General features: G+C 31.8%; 15 protein-coding genes. 4 read left to right on the plus strand and 11 right to left on the minus strand.

Annotation, left to right across the window (positions count from 1 at the left end):
* Positions 1-7: 7 nt before the first annotated feature.
* The 3 genes from L3X37_RS06645 (at position 8) to fsa (ending at position 2,133) form a co-directional block, all read left to right on the plus strand.
* Positions 8-811: an SDR family oxidoreductase gene (locus L3X37_RS06645; protein ID WP_237239385.1), complete on the plus strand. Its 804-nt coding sequence runs from the start codon at positions 8-10 to the stop codon at positions 809-811.
* Between the two features lie 52 nt (positions 812-863).
* Positions 864-1,373: a hypothetical protein gene (locus L3X37_RS06650; RefSeq protein WP_237239386.1), complete on the plus strand. Its 510-nt coding sequence runs from the start codon at positions 864-866 to the stop codon at positions 1,371-1,373.
* Positions 1,374-1,479: 106 nt separating this feature from the next.
* Complete coding sequence (fsa, locus tag L3X37_RS06655) at positions 1,480-2,133, plus strand: fructose-6-phosphate aldolase (protein WP_237239387.1); 654 nt, start codon at positions 1,480-1,482, stop codon at positions 2,131-2,133.
* A 74-nt stretch (positions 2,134-2,207) separates the two neighbouring features.
* Here the strand turns inward: fsa and L3X37_RS06660 are convergent, their stop codons facing one another.
* Positions 2,208-3,641 (minus strand): TlpA family protein disulfide reductase, encoded by a 1,434-nt coding sequence (locus L3X37_RS06660; protein WP_237239388.1) that lies wholly within the window; start codon positions 3,639-3,641, stop codon positions 2,208-2,210.
* A gap of 218 nt (positions 3,642-3,859) precedes the next feature.
* Between L3X37_RS06660 and L3X37_RS06665 the strand changes: the two genes are divergently transcribed.
* Positions 3,860-5,485, plus strand: coding sequence for an ABC-F family ATP-binding cassette domain-containing protein (locus L3X37_RS06665; protein ID WP_237239389.1), 1,626 nt, complete (start codon positions 3,860-3,862; stop codon positions 5,483-5,485).
* A 59-nt stretch (positions 5,486-5,544) separates the two neighbouring features.
* Here L3X37_RS06665 and L3X37_RS06670 read toward each other — a convergent pair whose 3' ends face one another.
* The 10 genes from L3X37_RS06670 to L3X37_RS06715 all read right to left on the minus strand — a co-directional run bounded on the left by L3X37_RS06670 (position 5,545) and on the right by L3X37_RS06715 (position 23,127).
* The gene (locus tag L3X37_RS06670) at positions 5,545-5,784 is read right to left on the minus strand and encodes a putative signal transducing protein (protein ID WP_237239390.1); all 240 of its coding nucleotides are present in this window, start codon (positions 5,782-5,784) and stop codon (positions 5,545-5,547) included.
* A gap of 97 nt (positions 5,785-5,881) precedes the next feature.
* Entirely contained in the window at positions 5,882-6,082 is a 201-nt protein-coding gene (locus L3X37_RS06675; RefSeq protein WP_237239391.1) for a hypothetical protein, read from the minus strand.
* 114 nt (positions 6,083-6,196) lie between these two features.
* Entirely contained in the window at positions 6,197-8,623 is a 2,427-nt protein-coding gene (pheT, locus tag L3X37_RS06680; protein WP_237239392.1) for a phenylalanine--tRNA ligase subunit beta, read from the minus strand.
* Between the two features lie 139 nt (positions 8,624-8,762).
* Positions 8,763-9,233, minus strand: coding sequence for a hypothetical protein (locus L3X37_RS06685; RefSeq protein ID WP_237239393.1), 471 nt, complete (start codon positions 9,231-9,233; stop codon positions 8,763-8,765).
* An 86-nt stretch (positions 9,234-9,319) separates the two neighbouring features.
* Positions 9,320-11,731 carry an alpha-ketoacid dehydrogenase subunit alpha/beta gene (locus tag L3X37_RS06690; RefSeq protein WP_237239394.1) on the minus strand — a complete coding sequence of 804 codons (2,412 nt, stop codon included), beginning with the start codon at positions 11,729-11,731 and terminating at the stop codon, positions 9,320-9,322.
* 171 nt (positions 11,732-11,902) lie between these two features.
* Complete coding sequence (locus L3X37_RS06695) at positions 11,903-14,734, minus strand: gluzincin family metallopeptidase (protein ID WP_237239395.1); 2,832 nt, start codon at positions 14,732-14,734, stop codon at positions 11,903-11,905.
* Between the two features lie 108 nt (positions 14,735-14,842).
* Positions 14,843-15,532 (minus strand): LOG family protein, encoded by a 690-nt coding sequence (locus L3X37_RS06700; protein ID WP_237239396.1) that lies wholly within the window; start codon positions 15,530-15,532, stop codon positions 14,843-14,845.
* Positions 15,533-15,550: 18 nt separating this feature from the next.
* Positions 15,551-18,382 (minus strand): excinuclease ABC subunit UvrA, encoded by a 2,832-nt coding sequence (gene uvrA, locus L3X37_RS06705; protein WP_237239397.1) that lies wholly within the window; start codon positions 18,380-18,382, stop codon positions 15,551-15,553.
* 137 nt (positions 18,383-18,519) lie between these two features.
* On the minus strand, positions 18,520-19,851 hold the full coding sequence (locus L3X37_RS06710) for a vanadium-dependent haloperoxidase (protein ID WP_237239398.1): 1,332 nt from the start codon (positions 19,849-19,851) through the stop codon (positions 18,520-18,522).
* 12 nt (positions 19,852-19,863) lie between these two features.
* Positions 19,864-23,127: a VCBS repeat-containing protein gene (locus L3X37_RS06715; protein ID WP_237239399.1), complete on the minus strand. Its 3,264-nt coding sequence runs from the start codon at positions 23,125-23,127 to the stop codon at positions 19,864-19,866.
* Positions 23,128-23,220 lie beyond the last annotated feature (93 nt).

Consider the following 23,220-nt stretch of genomic DNA (forward strand, 5'->3'; position numbering starts at 1 on the left):
AATTTTTATGTCTAAAGTTGTTTTAATAACAGGCGGTTCTTCAGGAATAGGAAAATCTGTGGGCGAGTTTTTAACCCAAAAAGATTTTATAGTTTATGGCACAAGCAGAAACCCAGAAAACTATAAAAACAGTAAATTCTCTATACTTCAATTAGATGTTAAAAAAAATGATACTATAAAAAAAGCGGTAAATGCAATCATTGCATCTGAAGGAAAACTAGATGTATTAATTAACAACGCTGGTGCAGGTATTACAGGACCTATAGAAGAAATTCCAGAGTCTGAAATTAAAGCCAATTTTGATACGAATTTTTTTGGACCAATAAACGTTATAAAAGCCGTTCTGCCACAAATGCGCAAACAGCAATCGGGTTTAATAATTAATATAACATCTATTGCAGGTTACATGGGGTTGCCGTATCGTGGTGTTTATAGCGCAAGCAAAGGCGCTTTAGAACTTTTAACAGAAGCTTTTAGAATGGAGTTAAAAGGATTTAATGTTAGCATGACTAATGTGGCACCAGGTGATTTTGCTACCAATATAGCTGCTGGTCGATATCATGCACCACTTATAGATGATTCGCCATACATAAAACCCTATGGAGATACTTTAAAATTGATGGATAAACATGTCGATTCTGGCAGCAACCCTAAATTAATGGCAGAAACGATTTATAAAATTATAAATGCTAAAAATCCAAAAGGGCATTATAAAGTAGGGGAGTTTATGCAGAAATTTTCTATTGTGCTTAAAAGAATACTTCCCGATAAAATTTATGAAAAATTATTGATGAATCATTATAAGCTTTAATTTTTTTGGCATATTAGTTGATACTGATTATTTTAAAATCTTTCATCATGAAATGAGCCTTAATAAAGCTATTGATACTAATCAAATTATTATTGGCGAATTACATGTGACAAATGACAACTATATGTATTATCACATGAAACAATCAATACGTATCATTCTTTTATTTTATTTTTTTGCAATCAGCAGTTGCGAAAATGTTATAGACTGTATTATTAATGTACGTCCAGTATTATCTGATAAAAGATTAGCGATTGGAGGTGTTAATCAATACTATTCAGAAATAATTTCGGCAGAAATTAAAAACGAACCTCAAGACAATGCTTACGACTATTATTATGATATTCGTGGAGATATTCCTGAAGGATTAGAGGTGATTATAAATTACAGAGATGTTTTTATTGAAGGGGTGCCATCTAAAGCAGGTAGATATACTTTTACTGTTTATTTAGATGTCGACCCACCAAACGGGTATTATTACGACGAAAATGGGAACGAACGCTACGATGATTCTTTGTGTAGCGATAGCACTTCAAAAACTTACACAATTGCAATAAGGTAGACAAATAGCAGTTTAAAATTGTTAATATATTTTAGTAGTTTTTCTTTTAAAAGGACTATTTAATTGTAAATTCGCAAAAGAATTTTACACAACTAAATATATACAAATGAAATTTTTTATTGATACAGCAAACCTTAATCAAATAAAAGAAGCACAAGATCTTGGTGTGCTTGATGGTGTTACTACAAATCCATCGTTAATGGCTAAAGAAGGTATAACAGGACATGATAATATTTTAAAACACTATGTAGATATTTGTAATATTGTTGATGGAGATGTGAGTGCTGAAGTGATTTCAACAAATTTTGAAGGCATGGTTAGAGAAGGTGAAGCTTTAGCTGAATTACATGACCAAATAGTTGTAAAGTTACCTATGATAAAAGATGGTGTTAAAGCTTGTAAATATTTTGCAGAAAAAGGTGTAAAAACTAATGTAACCTTAGTATTTTCAGTTGGGCAAGCTATTTTAGCTGCAAAAGCTGGAGCTACTTATGTATCACCTTTTATAGGTCGTTTAGATGATATATCTACTGATGGCTTAAACCTAATCTCAGAGATTAGACATATTTATGATAACTATGCTTTTGATACTCAAATTTTAGCAGCTTCGGTACGCCATACTATGCACGTTATTGATTGTGCAAAAATTGGTGCTGATGTTATGACGGGGCCATTAAGTTCAATTGAAGGGTTGCTTAAACATCCGTTAACAGATATAGGTTTAGCGAAGTTTTTAGCAGATTATAAAAAAGGAAACTAAGTATATTATTCTCTATAAAAAAAAATCCACTTATATAATATAGTGTTTCTTTTTTATTAAATTTTATTTGATAATTATCTGTTTATTAACCCTAAAAGTTGTTCTTCAAAATTTTTTTCAAAAATATTTGCTTTACTGTTTACTATTTTTTGGTTTTTATCAACTATAAAAGCTTTTGTCATTGGGTAAATAGCTAAATCATCTTTTGATTGTTTTGGGTTTTTAAATAAGTATTGATTTTTGAGTGAGAACCTGTTTCGCTTTAATGCTTTTATTGTAGAGTCTAAGTCATAATCGTCAATATTTATAATTACAAACTTTACTTCTGGATATTTAATATTTAGTTCTCGGATTTTATGTTGGCTTTCTTTAAAATGGTCATAATATTTTTGAGACCAAAAACAAATTACAGTAGGAGAGTTTATAATAGCATCAACACTAGTTTCAGAGTTATTTGTATCTATAAGTTTTACTTCTGGAAATTTAGTGCCAATTTTTAAATTATTTAAAGCTTTTGCATAGCGTACAATCATTTCTTTTCCGTCGTTGTTAGAACTTTTATTGGTGTAAAAGTCTATAATTTTATAATTGTTGTCTAAGTTTCTGTTTCGATTTAAAAAACTTATTGTATAATGATGCAGCAATTCTTCTTTTATTTCACTGTTAGTAATAACACTATCTATCAAAGCGAGCCTATCTAAGTTATAACACACATCGATACTTTTAAAATGATCTGTATTTGTATGCTTATAATGTTGGGTTAGTGCCATATTATTAAAACTCGAACGCAAAAAATTATGGTAATTAAAATAATTTTTCAGGGAACTATCATTGTAATTTACATCTTTTCTGTAATTATAAAAATCTTCCGGTAAGGCTTGCAAAATTTTACTTTTATTTCCTCCGTAATGCACAAAAGGGTAAATTTCTTTATTAAAATAATAGGTATATTCAATATTTGCATGAGCAATTTTATTAAACAAATCTGAAGTTTCGTACTTACTTTTGAACTTTTCAAGCTTTCTTAGTTTGTTATCTTTTAATGAGTCAATTTCTTTTTGATAATCAGCCGGATTTAATTGGCAGAATTTAAAAATCCTTTTTTCTTCTATTTCATATTTTAAAAACTCTTCAATAAGGTAATTGTTCTTTTTTGCTCCTTTACCAGTATATACTAATGACTCATCAAACTCTAAAGTGTTTAGTCTTAGCATAATACTGTCTTTAGGTTCTAATAAAACAACTTGATATTCTAACCCAAATGGAGATCTTAAATTAAAGGAAAACAATCCTGCTTCTAAATTGCTTAGCTTGAAAATAAACCTATTGTTACCATCAAGTTTAATGGTGTCGATATTTTGTTTCGACTTTGAAATGATAATAAAGTCATCAATAGGGTTAATAATTTCGCCACCCAAAAAGGCAAAATCGCCATTGTCTTTAGTGGCGTCTTTTTTACAACCAAGCAGCATTATTACAATAAGCAGTATACAATAATATATTCTCATATTTCCCTCTTCAAAAAAAGTTTTAGTATAAAATACTATTTAAAACAAAAATATAGCTTGTATTTATAAAGTGCTGTTAAGGCGTTGTTAAATATTGCTGTAAGAATAATACATTAAAATACTAGGGTTTAGGTGTTTTTTTCTAAAATAAAAATAAGCTAAGTATGCTTCGACTTACCAATTCATTTTTCTACTTTTGCAAAAAAATAAATAAAACTATGTTATCAGTTTCTAACTTATCGGTTCAATTTGGTAAGCGTGTACTTTTTGATGAAGTAAATACAACGTTTAATAATGGAAATTGCTACGGAATTATTGGTGCCAATGGTTCAGGGAAATCAACTTTTTTAAAGATTCTTTCCGGTAAGCAAGAGCCAACTTCGGGTCATGTATCTTTAGAATCTGGAAAGCGCATGTCTGTTTTAGAGCAAAACCATAATTTATATGATGTACACACTGTTTTAGAAACTGTTTTAATGGGAAATAAACCCTTATTTAAAATTAAGACTGAAATTGATGCGCTGTACGCAGATTATTCTGATGAAAATGCTGAAAAAATTGGGGAACTGCAGGTGCAATTTGAAGAAATGAATGGATGGAATGCCGATAGTGATGCAGCTGCAATGTTATCAAATTTAGGTATTAAAGAAGAATATCATTACAGTTTAATGGCAGATTTAGATGGAAAACAAAAAGTACGTGTGTTATTAGCTCAGGCTTTATTTGGAAACCCTGACGTGCTTATTATGGATGAGCCAACCAATGATTTAGATTACGAAACTATTGCATGGTTAGAAAATTTTTTAGCAAACTATGAGAACTGTGTTATTGTAGTATCTCATGATAGACACTTCTTAGATGCTGTTTGTACACATATCTCCGACATTGATTTTGGTAAAATAAACCATTTTTCTGGTAATTATACCTTTTGGTATGAATCTTCTCAGTTAGCTGCACGCCAACGTGCTCAGCAAAACAAGAAAGCTGAAGAAAAGAAAAAGGAACTAGAAGAATTTATACGTCGTTTTTCTGCAAACGTTGCAAAAAGTAAACAAGCTACCAGTAGAAAAAAAATGATTGATAAACTTAATATTTCTGATATTAAACCAACCAGTCGTCGTTATCCAGCCATTATTTTTGAGCGCGATAGAGAGGCAGGTGATCAAATTTTAAATGTTAGTGGTTTAACAGCTTCAATAGATGGGGATATACTATTTAAAGATATCGACTTAAATTTAAACAAAGGAGATAAAGTAGTTGTTTTCTCAAGAGATTCTAGAGCCACCACAGCTTTTTATCAAATATTAAATAATAAGGAAAATGCTGACTCAGGCAAATTCGCTTGGGGCGTTACAACTACACAATCTTATTTACCATTAGATAATAGCGAATTTTTTAATAATAATTTAACATTGATTGATTGGTTGCGCCAATGGGCTCAAACTGAAGAAGAGCGCGAAGAAGTTAATATTCGTGGGTTTTTAGGGAAAATGATTTTTAGTGGAGAAGAGGCGTTTAAAAAATGCTCCGTATTATCTGGAGGAGAAAAAGTACGCTCTATGCTGAGTAGAATGATGATGATGAGAGCAAACGTATTACAATTAGACGAACCAACAAACCACTTAGATTTAGAGAGTATTACGGCTTTTAATAATTCGTTAAAAAACTTTAAGGGTACCGTTTTGTTTACAACACACGACCATGAGTTTGCACAAACTGTAGCTAATAGAGTAGTAGAATTAACCCCAACCGGAGTTATTGATAGATACACAACGTTTGATGAATACATGCAAGACCTAAAAATTAAAGAACTGCGTAATAAAATGTATGCGGTTACGGTTTAATATTTATGGTATTTTGAAGAGCGAAAGCTACAGTGAGAATCGATAAATTTAAACTCTGTTTATGCGTTCAAATTGGCATTAATACTTTCAACAATGTATACGGCTTTATCAAGTTCGTCTTTATGAACAAAAACCTGCTGAAATCCAGGAACAATACCACCTCCAAAACCTGCTAATCTAGCAGATTCTGTTTGGTCTTTTACAATTGGGCTTATATCTATTTTCTTTAGTTCATCTACAATGCGTTGTACAATAATAAAATTTCCTGTAAATATTTTTATAAAATTTGTCTTTGTCATAGTATTATGAATTTTTAATCTATTAAATATACTATTTTTTAAACTAATTTCATAGTAAGACCAAAGAGGTGAGCGTTGGTATTCTAAAAAGGTTTAATTACTGCAATTTTACAAGCACCGAATAATAAACTTCAAGAAATTTTGTCCTTTTTCTAAGTCTATTAGAATAAGCTTCACTTTTATTTAAATAGAACTCATCTTGACTTTTTCTATTTCCTAAAAAAATGGCTAAAATCCACCCATATTTTGTTACTTTTCTTACCCGTAGTACTGTTATGGCTTTTAAAAAGTGCCTCATCTGGTCAAATTTCAACTCATTTTCGGTTAAAAACAAAAAGTCAAGACGAGTTCGTATTCATCAATGCAATCAACAACAAAAAACAGTAAAAAATAGTTTATAAACGTCAAATTTTTAGCGTAATTCAGCACCCAATTGTTTTTCAAAATTATTTTGAAGTTTATTCATAATTTTATCAATTTGCTTATCAGTTAGTGTTTTGTTTTCATCTTGAATAATGAAACTAACAGCGTAACTCTTTTTACCTTTTGGTAAGTTTTTACCTTGGTATACATCAAACAATTTTATATTTTTAAGTAGTTGCTTTTCACTTTGCTTAGCAATTTTATATATCGATTCAAAAGTAACAGCTTCATCTAATAATAAAGCAAAATCTCGTCGTACTTCTGGGTATTTAGGTATAGCTTTAAATGTAATGTTATGTCGTTTTACAATATCTAAAATAGCATCCCAATTAAAATCGGCAAATAATACATCTTGAGAAATATCAAAATGTTTTAAAATTGATTTTTTTACTATACCAAAATCAACCAATTTGGTTTTCTCTAAACTCAAATTAAGACCTTCGCTAAACAAATCACTCTTTATTGGAGATTCCTTAAATCTTGTAATACTCAAACGATCTAACAGAGAAACAATACTGCCTTTTATGAAAAAGAAATCACTCTTTCTTGGTGCATTATGCCAACTTTCGTTATTCTGATTTCCAGTGGCAAAAAGCGTTAAATGTTTGTTTTCAACTCTATTATCATTATAATGATGATAGGTTTTACCAAATTCGAAGAACTTTAAATCTTGTCGCTTTCTATTAATATTATGCGAGATAGCTTCTAAACCAGAAAACAATAAAGATTGGCGCAACACAGATAAATCATTACTTAAAGGGTTTAGCATAGTAATATTATATTCCTCTTTTAACTGCTCGCTTAGCGCTGTGTAATTTGGATTAGTTAATGAGTTTGAAAGAATTTCATAATACCCCTGAGCTGCCAACTGATTGCTAACTATATTCTGAATTTTATGATCTTCAAAACGAGATGTGCTAGAAATAGATGCGTTTAATTTTTCGGTGGTTTTAATATTGTTATACCCATAAACTCTTAAAATTTCTTCAATAATATCTGCTTCACGCTGTACATCATTTCTATAAGAAGGAACGGTTAATCCTAGTCCTGTTTCGGTAACATTATTAACTTTAATGTCTAGCGAGGTTAAAATACTTTTAATGGTTTCTCTAGGAATTTCCTCTCCAATTAACTTTTTTGCATTGTCAAAACTTAAGCGTACCTGAAAATCTTCAATTTTGCTAGGATATAAATCAATTACATCACTGGTAATTTCGCCACCAGCTAACTCTTGAATTAATAAAGCGGCACGTTTTAAAGCATACTCAGTAATATTGGGGTCAATTCCGCGCTCAAATCTAAAAGAAGCATCGGTGTTTAAGCCATGTCTCTTTGCTGATTTACGAATACTAACGGGATTAAAATAAGCACTTTCTAAAAATATACTAGTAGTACTTTCTGTAACTCCAGAATCTATTCCGCCAAAAACACCAGCAATACACATTGGTTTTTCGGCATTGCAAATCATTAAATCGTCTTCGTGTAATTCACGTTCAACACCATCTAAAGTTATAAATTTTGTGCCCGTTTTTACAGTTTTTACTTCAATTTTATTTCCTGATATTTTTACAGCATCAAATGCATGAAGTGGTTGCCCTAACTCATGCAACACATAGTTAGTTGCATCAACAATATTGTTAATTGGGCTTAGTCCAATAGCCTTTAAACGATGTTGTAACCAGTTTGGAGACTCAGCGACTTTTAAACTAGAAATCGTTACACCGCAATAACGCGGTGCTAAATCTTTATTTTCTACATCAACATCAACTTTTAATGTGCGATTGTCAATACGAAAAGAACTTACTGAAGGCGTTATAAGCTCTAAATTAATATTCTTTTGAATTAAACCTGCTTTTAAATCGCGAGCAACACCTAGATGACTCATGGCATCAGCACGGTTTGGTGTTAATCCTATTACAAAAATCTTATCGTTTTCAATATCAAAAACATCAGCAGCTAGAGTTCCTACCTTAATTTTATCATCTAAAACCATAATGCCATCGTGTGATTTTCCTATACCTAATTCATCTTCGGCACAAATCATTCCATGACTTTCTTCTCCACGAATCTTCCCTTTTTTAATTGTCCAAGATTCCCCCTCAGCAGTATATAAAGTTGTTCCAATAGTAGCAACAGGTACTTTTTGTCCAGCAGCAACATTAGGTGCTCCACAAACTATTTGCAATGGAGCATCGCTACCTATATCAACTGTGGTTAACTTTAATTTATCGGCATTGGGGTGTTTAACACAGGTTAAAACCTTACCAATAATAACACCCTCTAATCCTCCTTTTATAGATTGGTAACTTTCTACACCTTCAACTTCAAGACCTAAATCTGTAAGTAGCTCGCTGGTTTGTTCTGAAGTCCAATCTGTTTTTATAAATTGCTTTATCCAGTTATATGAAATTCGCATAAATCATTTCCTATTTAAGCGAACAAAGATAAAATATTGAAGTTAGCATTCAAACAATGTATAATTATTTATGAATGACATTCAAAAAAATCAAATAAGTTTTCTAACAAAGTTGATTATTAGTTAAGATTTCAATGGTTTATAACTCTTCTAACATTAAATTGTAATCGTATTGTAAATCTTCATGCAAAGTACCAATTATTTTTTTTGCTAAAAGGAGTTGTCTGTTATACGAGTTTTGTAATTGTGCACTATATTTTATGCTAGGGGAAAAGCCTTTTAATTTTTGGCAAAAGTAGAGGAGTAGTTCTACTTCTGTTTCCTTCTTTTGTGAGTAACGAATATATTTTTTTATGTTTTTAAGAATCTTGCGGACACTTTTTCTAATATAAAAATAGCTTTTTGTATTAATTAGTTCAAATTCATCATCTATATAATTTTTAACTGATTGAATATAGCCACTTTCGTTATGAGACTCAAAAAGTAAATAGGTAAGTAATTCTTTGTTTTCCTTTTTGAAGCGTGATAAACGCAAACAAAGTTCTTGAATTTCGGTAGTAGATAATGTGTTTAATTCTTGTTTTATATCTTTAAGTGCTACTGCTTTCATTTGTTATGTTTGATGATAAATATATAAAAAGAAAAGCCTTTTCGAAACAGATAAGAAAAGGCTTTTTAAATTATTTATATTATGAGTTATCTTAATTTAGGATAATCATCAGGATTTGCTTCATGCATTACCTCATAGACTGCTTCAAAAATATCTTCAGCTGAAGGTTTTGAGAAGTAATCACCATCGTTCCCGTAAGCTGGTCTGTGTGCTTTAGCGCTTAATGTTTTTGGCTGACCATCTAAAAACTGATACCCATTTTGAGTGTTTAATATCTCATTTAAAATATATGCTGAAGCGCCTCCAGGAACATCTTCATCTATTACCATAACACGATTTGTTTTGGTTATACTTTTAGCAATGTCGTGATTTAAATCGAATGGCAATAAAGATTGTACATCAATAACTTCGGCATCAATACCAACAGTTAATAATTCTTTAGCAGTTTGCTCCACTATGCGAAGTGTTGAACCGTAAGAAACCAATGTAATATCTGTACCTGTTTTTACAGTTTCAACTACGCCAATTGGTGTTTTAATATCACTTAAATTATTTGGCATTCTTTCCTTTAAACGATATCCATTAAGACACTCAATAACTAGTCCAGGTTCGTCACCTTGCAGAAGCGTGTTGTAAAATCCAGCAGCTTTAGTCATGTTTCTAGGGACTAAAATATGAATACCACGCATTAAATTAATGAGTCCACCCATTTGAGAACCCGAATGCCATATACCTTCTAATCTATGTCCGCGTGTTCGAATAATTAAAGGTGCTTTTTGCATACCTCTAGTTCTGTAATGTAGCGTAGCTAAATCGTCGCTAATTACATTTAAGGCATATAAAACATAATCTAAATATTGAATTTCTGCAATAGGACGTAAACCACGTAATGCCATACCAATACCTTGACCTATTATAGTTGCTTCTCTAATTCCTGCATCGGCTACTCTTAATTCACCATATTTTTCTTGTAAACCTTCTAAACCTTGATTTACATCACCTATATTACCAGTGTCTTCTCCAAAAACTAATACTTCGGGGTGGTTTGAAAACATTGAATCAAAATTATCGCGGATAATAATACGACCATCTACTTGCTGAGCATCTTTATTGTAACTTGGTTTTACTTCATTAACTTGAAGTGCCGATTTTTCTGTTTCAGAATATAAATGAGAACTAAATTTTGGTTGTACGTTTTCAATAATAGTATTTATCCAATTTTTAAGTTGCTGTTTGTGTGCATTAGTTTCTCCTAAAGTGTGCCTTAATGTTTTTCTGGCATGAGATAACAAATCTTTTCTTGTAGGTTCACTTACATTAGATAAACTATGTATAATGGGTTTAATAAATACACTATTAATGCTTGAACTAGCAACGCTATTTAAAATAGAAATTAATTCTTGCTGTTCTTTTTTAATTGGATTTAAAAAAGTATTCCAAGCTTTACTTTTTGCTTCACGTACTTCTTTTTTTAAATTACGCTCAATTTCTGTAAGTATCTCGTTGGTTGCAATGCCACTTTCAATAATCCACTCACGCATTTTTAAATTGCAATCGTTATTTCTTTCCCATTCTAAGCGTTCTGTGCTTTTATAACGCTCGTGCGAACCAGATGTGGAATGCCCTTGTGGTTGTGTTAATTCGGTTACATGAATAAGCACAGGCACATGTTCTTCTCTTGCTATGGCAGAAGCTTCTTGGTAAGTTTCTATAAGATTAGCATAATCCCAACCTTTAACGCGTAGTATTTCGTAGCCTTTTTGTTCGCTATCGCGTTGAAATCCTTTTAGTATTTCTGAAATATTTTCCTTTGTGGTTTGATGTTTTGCATGTACAGAGATGCCGTATTCGTCGTCCCAAATGCTAATAACCATAGGAACTTGTAAAACACCTGCTGCATTTATGGTTTCAAAAAACAGGCCCTCACTGGTACTTGCATTACCAATGGTGCCCCAAGCGACTTCATTTCCGTTATTTGAAAAATTGCTTGTATTTACGCCTTTAACTTTTCTGAAAATTTTTGAGGCTTGAGCTAACCCTAGTAAACGAGGCATTTGACCTGCGGTACAAGAGATATCTGCGCTAGAATTATATTGCTTTGTTAAGTCTTTCCAATTACCATTGTTATCTAAGCTATGTGTTGTAAAATGACCCCCCATTTGCCGACCAGCAGACATGGGCTCTAATGCTAAATCTGTATTAGCATAAAGACCAGCAAAAAATTGTTCTATTGATAGTTTGCCAATTGCCATCATAAAAGTTTGATCGCGGTAATATCCAGACCTCCAATCCCCTTTTAAAAAGGCTTTAGCCATTGCTAATTGGGGAACTTCCTTGCCATCCCCAAAAATGCCAAATTTTGCTTTTCCGGTTAGTACTTCTCGTCTTCCTAATAAACTACATTCTCTACTTTTTACCGCTATGGTATAATCATTTAAAACTTCTGTTTTAAAATCTTCAAAAGAAATGTTGTTTTTCAAATCAGGAATTAATTGCATTTATTAGAATTTTTGCTACAGCAAAAGTAGTTAAATTTTGTTGTTTTTACAATTATAATCCGTATAAACAAATTGAATTATCACTAAAAATGCACGACATAATAAGTTAATATTATAAATATCTTAAAAAAAACCTATGTATTCAAAGAATATGTTAAATAAATTAACGTTTTAGTACCAGCGTCTTCTAAATAATCCTAAAAGTGATTGCGGATCTAAAGTAAACTTAAACCTGATTTTTTGATCATAATTAGGTTGTCCAATTTCCCAGCCTAAATTTGAATATATAGGAAAGTATATTTCAAAATAGTCAGTCACCAAGTCAATTCTAATACCAGAGTCGTAGACAAATTTTAGATTTTCAAACTTGTTTTTTACAATACCAATATCGCCATATGCTAAAATATATTTCCAAAGTGTAGTACTTGTATTTATTGTACTAATCCATTGGTTTGCAAAAGGGGTTTCTAGTTTAGATTTGAAACCACCTTCGGCAGTAATATATTGCTGGCTAAATATTCCGCTAGCTTCAGAACGACCTAAATAATTATAATCAAACAAATAGTCTGTAGGTCTGTCTAGTGCAAAACTAAAATAATCAGAAGTTGCATCTGTTCTATTGCTTAAAAATGCTCCAGTAAAAAAGCGCAAGTTTAATTGTCGGTTGCTTTCAAACAATCGCCTGTATTCATAATTGAACGACACCTTGCTAAACGTTTTAGCTATTTGTAGATCTGTAGACCATTTGCTGAAATTTATTAAATTATCGTTAGAGTTTAAATAATTAATATTAAATATATTATAATTTGGTTCGGTAGTGTTAACTATATTGTTTACATCTTCATCTCTATTAATATCTATATACCTAAGCTTTAATCGCTGCCTTTTATTTGATCTAAAATCATTATCATTTCTGAATAAAAAAGTTAGAGAAGGAATTATTTTTCTAACAAATAAATCTTCAGCATAAGATGAATAGCCTCCCTTAATGCCGTAATTAATGGAATATAAATTACTGTTTTCTAAATAATGAGTCATGGATGCTGAAGCAGAACCAGTAAAAGATTTAGATTTTAAGGCATATCTAGGCTGAATTTTATAATTAAACTGTTTTCTCAATAGTGTTGTATTGTATGCTTTAAGCCCAAAAGTAAAGCCATCGTAAATATTATTAAACTCTGCCAATGGCATAAGAAAGACTTGATTGTAATTAGGGTCTTCTATATCCTTAAAAAGCCTAAATTGTAAAGGTTTATTATTAAAGAAAAACCCTTTTAACGATTTCCAATTGTCTCTTTGATTAAATTCTGGAATCACTCTGTTGTAATTTAAAACTAGCTTATTGGCATCATTTCTTGGTATCGTAATAGTTTTGTTTTCTCTTACATTCTCTATCCAATATTTTGAAACAATGCTATCGTTATTTAGTGCGTATAAAGAAATAGGCGTGTTACTGTTCCTTTTATTTTTTAGAGTTAGGGTTATAGAGTCTTCTGTTTTTGTTATTTTTTTAATCTTGAAATCAATTTTTTTGCGGGTGTTTATATAATCATTAAAAAACCAATCAACATCTTTTGGTGTCTTACTTTTTAAATGGTCTTCAAATTCTTTTGGAGATGTTAGCTGTAGTTTGGTTTTTTCTAGAAATGATTTAAGTGTGTTCTCTAAAACATTTGAATTAATAAAATCGTCTAAATATTTAAGACCAACCCCTGCTTTATATTTGTTTGCTAAGTTGGCGTTAAACTTAAGCAACGAGTCTTTAGACATTGTTAATGGCTGATCTCTGTTGGTTCTTGACATAGACATGAACGCAAATACATATTTATCGTTAAAAGTCATATCAGCTGCATGAAATGATCGAACACCCCAAAAATCTGCTAAAGATCCTAAAAACTTCATGTTGGGGTAGTGTTCTTCTACATAATTCATTAAATAATATATCTGTATACCGTCAATTAACCACTGATCTTTTCTTGGGTTTATAAGTAATGTGTTTTCCAAATAATTGCGTATCGCAACTTTTAAAAGTTTAAGTTCATATTTAAAAGTTATGGGGTAAACTTTAATAAAACTTGGTAGAAAATTTAAACCATAAATGGGGTCTTTATTGTAATCAATATCAGTTAAAAGTAATTTTTTGTGCGGGTAATCTCCAAGATTTTTTAGTATGAACTTTGTGATTTTTTCAGTAATTAAAACGCGGTCCATAAGCTCTAAACCATCATTGTCAATGTTAGAAATTAAAGATAAATTTTGTGTTTCAATGGTTTCAAAACCAGATCTTTTTCTAAATAACAGCTTATTGCTAACCCTGTCTTTACCTACTAAGTTAATTATTTGTTTTTTAGCGTTTTGTGGTGATTTATTTAAATTTAAATCTGAAATAATTATGTAGCCATTAGGATAAGTGATTTCTAAACTTAAATCTGCTTTTGGGATAAATAAATCATCTAAATTTTTATTGCTGTAATACTGCCATTCACCATTATAAACAGCGGGCGTTATATACCAGTATTTTAGTGTTAACTCGCCATATTCTGAAATGCCGTAGTTTGTAAATTTGTCTTTGGGTATTTGAACTATATATTCTAAATCTATACTATAAAATTCGTTAGGTTGCAATGGTGTTTTTAACTCAACTTTTATAACGTCTGGTTGATTTTTTAGTTGATTAAAAACTAAGGTATCATTGTTTTGTTTTATTGATGTGATTACTGAATATCCTCTATCTTCATTTTTTGCTAAGTGGAATTTATTATCGTACTCCTCGGCAAATCGAATGGCAAGTGGTGTTTTTTTAGTTGAATAGCTATTATTCCAATCGTTTAGATATATAGATTGAAGAACGTCTTGTGATGTATTTTTGTATTGAATGGTTTGAGAGACGGTGATTTTTCTATTCTCAATATCAAAGTTAGCTTTTAGGTCAATTTTATTTTGACCAAAACTTATGATACTTAAAAAGACAAGTGTAAGAGAGAAAAATCCGTGTAACTTCAATTTATTCTATAACATTAATATGGTTAATAACAATGTAAGGCGTTGCAATATACTAAAATATAATGTTTGCTTAGTCTTAAAACCTTTGGTTTACTAAGTGTTTGGGTGTTAAAAATTAGGACTTAAGTTTGATTCTTTGTAAAAGGCATTTAATATGTCAATCACTTCTTGGTCAGTATCTACTAAATGTATTAAGTCTAAATCTTTTGCAGAAATATTTCCAAATTTATTTAATAAGGTTGTCTTTATCCATTCAAAAAGACCTTCCCAAAATTCAGTCCCCACTAATATTATAGGGAATTTTTCAATTTTGTGGGTTTGTATTAAGGTAATGGCTTCAAAAAGCTCATCTAAAGTTCCAAAGCCGCCAGGCATAACAACAAAGCCTTGAGAATATTTAACAAACATGACTTTGCGCACAAAGAAATAATCAAAATCTAAGCTTTTATCAGAATCGATGTATGGGTTATCGTGCTGTTCGAAAGGTAAATCTATATTTAAACCAACAGAAGTACCACCGCCTAAATGAGCTCCTTTATTACCAGCTTCCATTATTCCTGGTCCACCGCCAGTAATAACACCATAACCTGATTCCACAATACTTTTGGCAATACTTTCAGCTTGTTTATAATATTTATTATCTGGTTTTGTTCTTGCAGAACCGAAAATGGATACACAAGGACCAATTTTACTTAGTTTTTCGTAACCATTAACAAATTCGCCCATGATTTTAAAAATGGCCCACGAATCGTTTGTTTTAATCTCATTCCAACCTTTGTGACGTAGTTCCTTTCTCATAATCTATGATTTTCCTCGCTAATGTAATTCTTTTTTAAGAAATTTAGCTGTGTAACTTTTTTTGTCTTTTATAATTTCTTCAGGTGTACCTTCAGCTACTACTTGTCCGCCACCTTTTCCACCCTCGTAGCCAATATCAATAATATGGTCAACGGTTTTAATAACATCTAAATTATGCTCTATAATTAGTACGGTATTTCCTTTGTTTACCAATTTGTTTAATACAATCATTAGCACTCTAATATCTTCAAAATGAAGACCCGTAGTGGGTTCATCTAAAATATAAAAGGTATTCCCTGTATCGCGTTTACTTAATTCGGTAGCAAGTTTTATACGTTGTGCCTCACCACCAGAAAGCGTTGTGCTTTGTTGACCTAAAGTAATGTAGCCCAAACCTACATCTTTTATAGTTTTTAACTTTTTATAGATTTTAGGTATATGCTCAAAAAATTCGACAGCTTCGCTAATTGTCATATTTAGCACATCACTAATTGACTTTCCTTTGTAACGAATTTCTAATGTTTCACGGTTAAAACGTTTGCCTTGGCAAGTTTCACACTCTACATAAACATCTGGTAAAAAATTCATTTCTATTACTCGTAATCCACCACCTTTACAAGTTTCGCAACGTCCGCCAGCAACATTAAAGCTAAAACGCCCAGCTTTATAACCTCTGATCATAGCCTCAGGAATTTTGGCAAAAAGGGCTCTTATTTCGCTAAAAGTACCTGTATAAGTTACAGGGTTGCTTCGTGGTGTTCTTCCAATGGGAGATTGATTTATATCAATTACTTTATCAATATGTTCTAACCCTTTGATACTTTTGTAAGGCATTGGTTTTTTAACGCCATTAAAATAATGTGCATTTAAAATGGGGTAGAGCGTTTCGTTTATTAATGTAGATTTTCCGCTACCAGAAACCCCTGTAACACCAATCATTTTTCCTAAAGGTAGTTTTACCGAAATATTTTTTAAGTTATTTCCTGTGCAGCCTTTTAGCTCTAAAAATTTACCGTTTCCTTTTCTGCGTTTTTTAGGAATTTCAATTTGTTTAGTACCATTTAAATAATCTGCAGTTAGCGTATGATGTGTTTTTAGTTCGTGAGGGGCTCCAATACTAATTATTTCTCCTCCATGTTTTCCTGCTTTGGGGCCAATATCAATCACGTAGTCTGATCGTTCAATCATGTCTTTATCGTGTTCTACCACAATAACAGAGTTTCCTATATCTCGTAATGAGACTAAGGAATTTATGAGTTTTTCATTGTCACGCTGATGTAAACCAATACTAGGTTCGTCTAAAATATAAAGAACACCAACAAGTTGCGAGCCTATTTGTGTTGCTAATCGAATACGCTGTGCTTCGCCACCAGATAGCGACTTAGAGCTTCTATTTAACGATAAATAATTCAATCCTACATCTAATAAAAATTGCAATCTAGATTTAATTTCTTTAAGAATTTCTTCGGCTATTTTAAATTGTTTTTCTGAAAGATGTTTCTCTAAATCATAAAACCAATTAGCAAGCTCAACAACATCTTTGTTAGCAAGTTCTGCTATATTTTTATTGTTTATTTTGAAATATAGTGACTCTTTTTTTAATCGAGAACCTTCGCAAGTAGGACATTTAATTTTGTCCATATAGTCTTTTGCCCAACGTTTTAACGATCTAGATTCTGCTGTTTTGTACTGATTTTCAATAAAATTGGCAACCCCTTCAAAATCTATTTTATAATCACGCGTAACCCCTAGAGTTTTACTTTCAACCGAAAATTTTTCGTTGCCACCATACAAAATCATTTGTTTGGCTTCTTCAGGGATATCTTTAAACGCATCCGTTAGTTTAAAATTAAAGCGTTGCGCAATAGTTTCAAATTGTTTAAAAATCCAAGAATTTTTTTCTGGACCATGAGGTGCTAATGCACCATTTTTTATTGAAATAGAATCATCTGGAATAATTTTATTTTCATTGACTTGATATAATTCTCCGATGCCATTACAGTTTAAGCACGCACCTTTTGGAGAATTGAACGAAAAGTTATTGGGTTCAGGATTTGGATATGAAACACCTGAAGACGGACACATTAAGTTTCTACTAAAATATCGTGTTTCTTGAGTGTCTTGATCTATTACCAACAGTACATCTTCACCATGATACATAGCCGTATTAATGGTTTCCGTAAGGCGTTTATCGTTATCAACTAAATCATCAATTACCAACCTGTCGATAATAATTTCGATGTCGTGGGTTTTGTACCTATCAAGTTTCATGCCTTTAACAATATCTCGAATTTCCCCATCAGTCCTTACTTTAACAAAACCTTGTTTGCCAATTTGCTCGAATAATTCGCGATAATGTCCTTTACGGGAGCGCACAACGGGAGCGAGAATATTAATACGCTTTCCGTTAAAATCACTTATTATAAGCTCTTTAATTTGTTCATCGCTATAGCTTATCATTTTGTCACCAGTGTTATAGCTGTATGCATCACTGGCACGAGCAAAAAGTAAGCGCATAAAATCGTAAATTTCGGTAATTGTACCAACTGTTGAGCGTGGTGACTTGCTGGTTGTTTTTTGCTCTATGGCTATTACTGGGGATAGTCCATCAATTTTATCAACATCTGGTCGTTCTAAGCCTCCTAAAAATTGTCTGGCATAGGCAGAAAAGGTTTCTATGTATCGGCGTTGCCCTTCAGCATAAATGGTGTCGAAAGCCAGTGAAGATTTTCCGCTACCCGATAAACCTGTAATAACAACAAGTTTTTCGCGAGGAATGGACACGTCAATGTTTTTAAGGTTGTGTACACGTGCGCCTTTTACTTCAATAGATTCTTCGAAATTTGTCATAGAAAATGCAAAGTTGCAAAGTTGCAAAGTTGCAAAGTTACAATTTTAGATGTTAAATTCTTGTGAAGTTTTATTTAGAGATATGGATATTATTAAACCAAATATTAATAGTATTTAAAACAAAAACAGGAATTGTTCTAGTTTTCCATCATTAACCGCTTGTTTACTAAATTTCCTATTTTTTTACCTTGCCCTATACCTAATTCAACTGCTGACCTGTAGTGAATTCCACCATACATCCTGCTTATGGCTGCTTCTTGAGCAGCGGCGTTAAACGATGTAAATGGGCGAATTGGTAAGCCATAAGTAGTTTCGGTATCATCTAAAAAACTAAAATTATCTCCAAAAACATCCGTTAATACGGTTGCTGCAGCGTTAGAAACAACAGAATGCCCGCTTGTATACTCTGGAAATGGTGGTGTTTGTAAAATAGGTTTCCAATCGTCGTCCCAATATTTATTAATAAGTGTTTCGGGTCTTACAAGATTGCTTCTATATTTTTCATCCCAGCAACTAATAAATGCATCAGCAATAGCAATGGATGTTTTGGTGTATGCAAAAACGGTGCGATTAAAATCGGATTTTTCAGTTTTACATGCAATTTTAGTAATGCCAATCCAATGGGCACCAGGTGTTATTTTTTTTACTGCAAACATTAAATGCCCACGTGTAACAGAAACGTAAGGATTACAGTCCCAAAAGCGTGCTATTAATACTTCTTCTGATTCATCGCCATCTTCAGTAATTAGGTTACTTATATTGTATACTTCTTTTAATTCTTTATGAAAGTCTGAACCTTCATCCATTGAAAACGAAGGAGGAGGAACAGGTTTAAATTGAGAAGCAGAATCTATAACAAATGGTCTAATTTTCCCCCAATGCGGTTCTAAACCATCCATGTAAGCTGGTGGAGTAGGTTGCCATCGTTCTTCATTTTCTGGTTCGATGTCGAATTTAGACATGGTTCGGGTTTGGTTGTAGTTATCAGTATTCATCCATTCTGCAATGAAGTTAGAAACTTGCAGCGCATACTGTTTTGATGCTTCAAACTCTGACTTGTTTTTTGCTTCCCAAATTTGATAAAGGCTATCACGAAAGGCTTCAATACGCTGCTCGGAAAAAATTAATTTCTTACTAACATCAATATGAGCAATTAAAGCGGCAAGTTGATAGTTTATATTTTCATCACTTTTAGGGATATGCTTTAAATGGTTTATTTGCCCTTTAAGTGAATGATACGTGGAATCATTTTGTGCTATAATTTCGTAGGCTGCTATATTGGGATATACAAAAATTCGGCTAGCTACAGGTGGCGAAAAAATATCGTGTACCATTACCTCAATAACTTGATCTACCGAAGCGTGAAAATCGTTAGAAGTTATTATAATAGGTTTGGGGTTGTTTTTACTACAGGAAAAAGTAATAAGCACTACTAAAAACAGTAAAAAAGGTACTTTTATAAATCTCATTTTAAAATTCAATTATTTTATTAGCTCGTATACTTGGGCTTTGTCGTTATTTATTGTAGTTAATAAATAGGGTTTGTTATTAAGAGTAATTATACTTAGGTTTTTAATGGCTTTATCGCTAAAATCGAGTCCTATTTTATTCCCCAAAGTAATATCATTTTCAGTATTAATGAGTGCTCCTGGAAATGAATCGAATTTACCATGAAAAGGAGTAACGCCAAAATAGTTTCCGGCAGCTAAAACTTCATTTTTACCATCAGCATCAAAATCAAAACTTAAAAATGAGGTTATTGGAGACACTTGCAATTCGTTTTTAAATGGTACGAATGTAAAACGATTATTTTCATTTTTTAAATACCCAGATTTAAGTTCCTCAATTTCTAAAAGGTTAGCTTTTTTTATTAGGTTTTCACTCAAAATAGCTTCAATAGGTTGTCCTGCAAAATCTTTATACGATGTGTATATTTTGTGTAAAGCCACCATTTGTCCAGCAAGGTCATCTAATCCGAGTAAAGGATAATAAGCACCATTTTTATAGGTGCAAACTATAGTTTCGGTACGTCCGTTTTTATCAAAATCATCATGATACATACGCATTGGGTGTTCGGCAGATGCTTTAAATTTAGAGTTAGTTCCCCAATTCCCTAAAAGATAATCTGTATCTCCGTCACCGTCAATATCAAATGGTTCAATTTGTTGCCAAAGGCCTTTTATGTTGGAATCAAGAAGCTTCTCTTCTGTGAAAACACCATTGTTATTTTTAAAAAATTTAGGCGACATCCATTCGCCAACTACTATTAAATCATTTTGTCCGTCCTTATTAAAATCGCTCCAAATCGCATCAGTAATCATACCTGCTTTTTGTAAAGCTTCATTTTTTAATACTGAAAAATTACCACTATCATTCTTTAAAATATAAGAGTTAGGAATGCTTCCAAAATCGTTTGATACCGAATTACTACCAATAAAAACATCTAAATCGTCATCATTATCAACATCATTTGCAATAATTACTGAAGCATTTTCGTAAAATTCAGGAAGTTTTATGCTTTTAAAACCGGTATTGGTTTGTGTAAAATAGGAGTCGAGTAGTGGTTTGGTTTTGTTTGAAAAATCGCCACCACCAGAGCCAATAATGATGTCGTTTTTATCATCATTATTAAAATCTGCAATAATAGCTCTAACATCTTCTTTAATTGAATCGTTGGCAAAAAGATTGATTCTGTTTTCTTTGAAAATAGTATCGGTTTGGAAAAACACTTTTTGCGCTTTTAATTTTGAACCACCAAAGTAAACATCATCTTTTCCATCGTTATTTAAATCGCCAATAGCAACTGCTGGTCCGCGATCTGAGACACGATACGGTATAAGTTTTTGTCTATTGAAATCGAGATACTTATCTTCTTTATGTGCAAAATCAATACCTAAATTATCATCTAATTTTTTAAATAATGTCTTTTGTTGGTTATGTAAAGATTTATAATTGAATGGCTTTGTATTTTCAGGCTTTATGGTTAAGGTTTGATTTAAGGAGATATCTTTAATGGTTTGGCTTGTTTTATTTGGCCATATAATTTTAAGTGAATCGATATTTTTAATAGATCCAAAACCAAAGTGAACTATAGGTTCTGATGACGATTGAAATCCTCTTGCAGTATAAAGCTCTTTATACTGAAGTTTATCTTTATAATATGCAAAAACTTTAGTGCCAATGCCAAAAGTATTTGGCTTTGAGTATTTAAATTTTAATTTAAGATAACTGGTACTATCTGTTGTTTTGTTATTTGCTTGATTAACATATAGAGAAACCCTTTCGTTAAGATTACTAACCACGATATCTAAATCGCCATCATTATCCAAATCGCCAATAGCTGTGGCTCCAGAAACTTGTTTGTCCATAGGTATCCATTGTTCAGATACATCTTCAAACATCAAGTTTTTACCACCTTTAAACATGTAATTACTAACTTTTCCAGAAGGCATGGCATCAAGTGATTCTTGATTCATTAATTTAGAATCGTTTATATTGTTTTGAATTTTTTCGTTTGAAAAAAAGTTGGTAAAATCTAAATCGTTTGGGCGCTTTAAAATACCGTTAGTTATAAAAATATCTTGCTCTCCATCCTGGTTGTAATCTGCAAAAAGGGAACTCCAACTCCAATCGGTAGCAGCAATACCACTCATCAATCCAGTTTCTAAATAATTAGAATTTTGCTGATTTATATGAAGCATATTTCTTGTAAATTGATAATGATAACCAAACATGAGTTTTCTAACGTTTTGTGTTTGTACATTATCATCACTCTGTGAGGATTTTAAAATAACTTCATCTTCTGGAAGCATATCTAGCGACATAATATCTGGCCAGCCATCATGATTTATATCTGCAGCATCATTACCCATTGAAAACCTGCTAGTATGTCCAAAATAGTCTCTTAATTTTTCAGAAAACGTACCGTCGCCATTATTTATATAGTAATAATCGTCTTCATAAAAATCATTACTAACATATATATCTGGATATGCATCTTGATTAAAATCAGCAATAGCAACACCTAAACCATAACCACTAATACTACTTATAATACCTGCATCTTCGCTAACATTTGTAAATGTACCACCATCGTTTCGTAACAATTTATCACCTGTTTTATGGTTTCTTTTTTGACGAATTTTGACGCCTTTATAAGAATCGTCAGTATGTACCGCATGATTTAAAAGATAGATATCTAAATCGCCATCTAAATCATAATCTAAAAATGCTGCCGAAGAACTGTAAGAATCATAATCTAGGATGTACTTTTTGGCACTTTCAGTAAAAGTTTCGTCGCCATTATTAATATACAGCTCGTTACGACCATTAAAACCATTTAACCCTACAACTGCACAAACGTAAATATCGAGCAACCCATCTCCGTTAACATCACCCATAATAGCGCCAGTATTCCAAGAGCTATTTCCACTAACATTTGCTTTATCGGTAATATCTTCAAACTGCAAATTCCCTTTATTGAGATACAATTTGTTTTTCACTTGATTACCTGAAAAGAAAATATCTGGTAAATCGTCATTGTTTATATCACCAATAGCAACGCCTCCACCGTTGTAAAAATAGATGTAGTCAAGAATGTTTAATTCGTTGGTTTCGGTAATCCTATTTTTAAAGGATAGCCCAGTTTTACTTGGTTTAGCACTAATGAATAATTGGTCTTTTTTTTGATTACAAGAAACCATTAAAAACCCAAGTAGTAAGATTATTAACTTGAAATTATTCATTAGAAAATGGTTTGCTTTTTAGAAATATTTTAAAATTCTTTATAAGAATATGTGTTAGCGAATATACGTTTTTTGTATATAAATATGAAGCTG

Origin of the sequence: Wocania arenilitoris (genome assembly GCF_021728535.1) — a bacterium.
Taxonomy (GTDB): Bacteria; Bacteroidota; Bacteroidia; order Flavobacteriales; family Flavobacteriaceae; genus Wocania_A; species Wocania_A arenilitoris.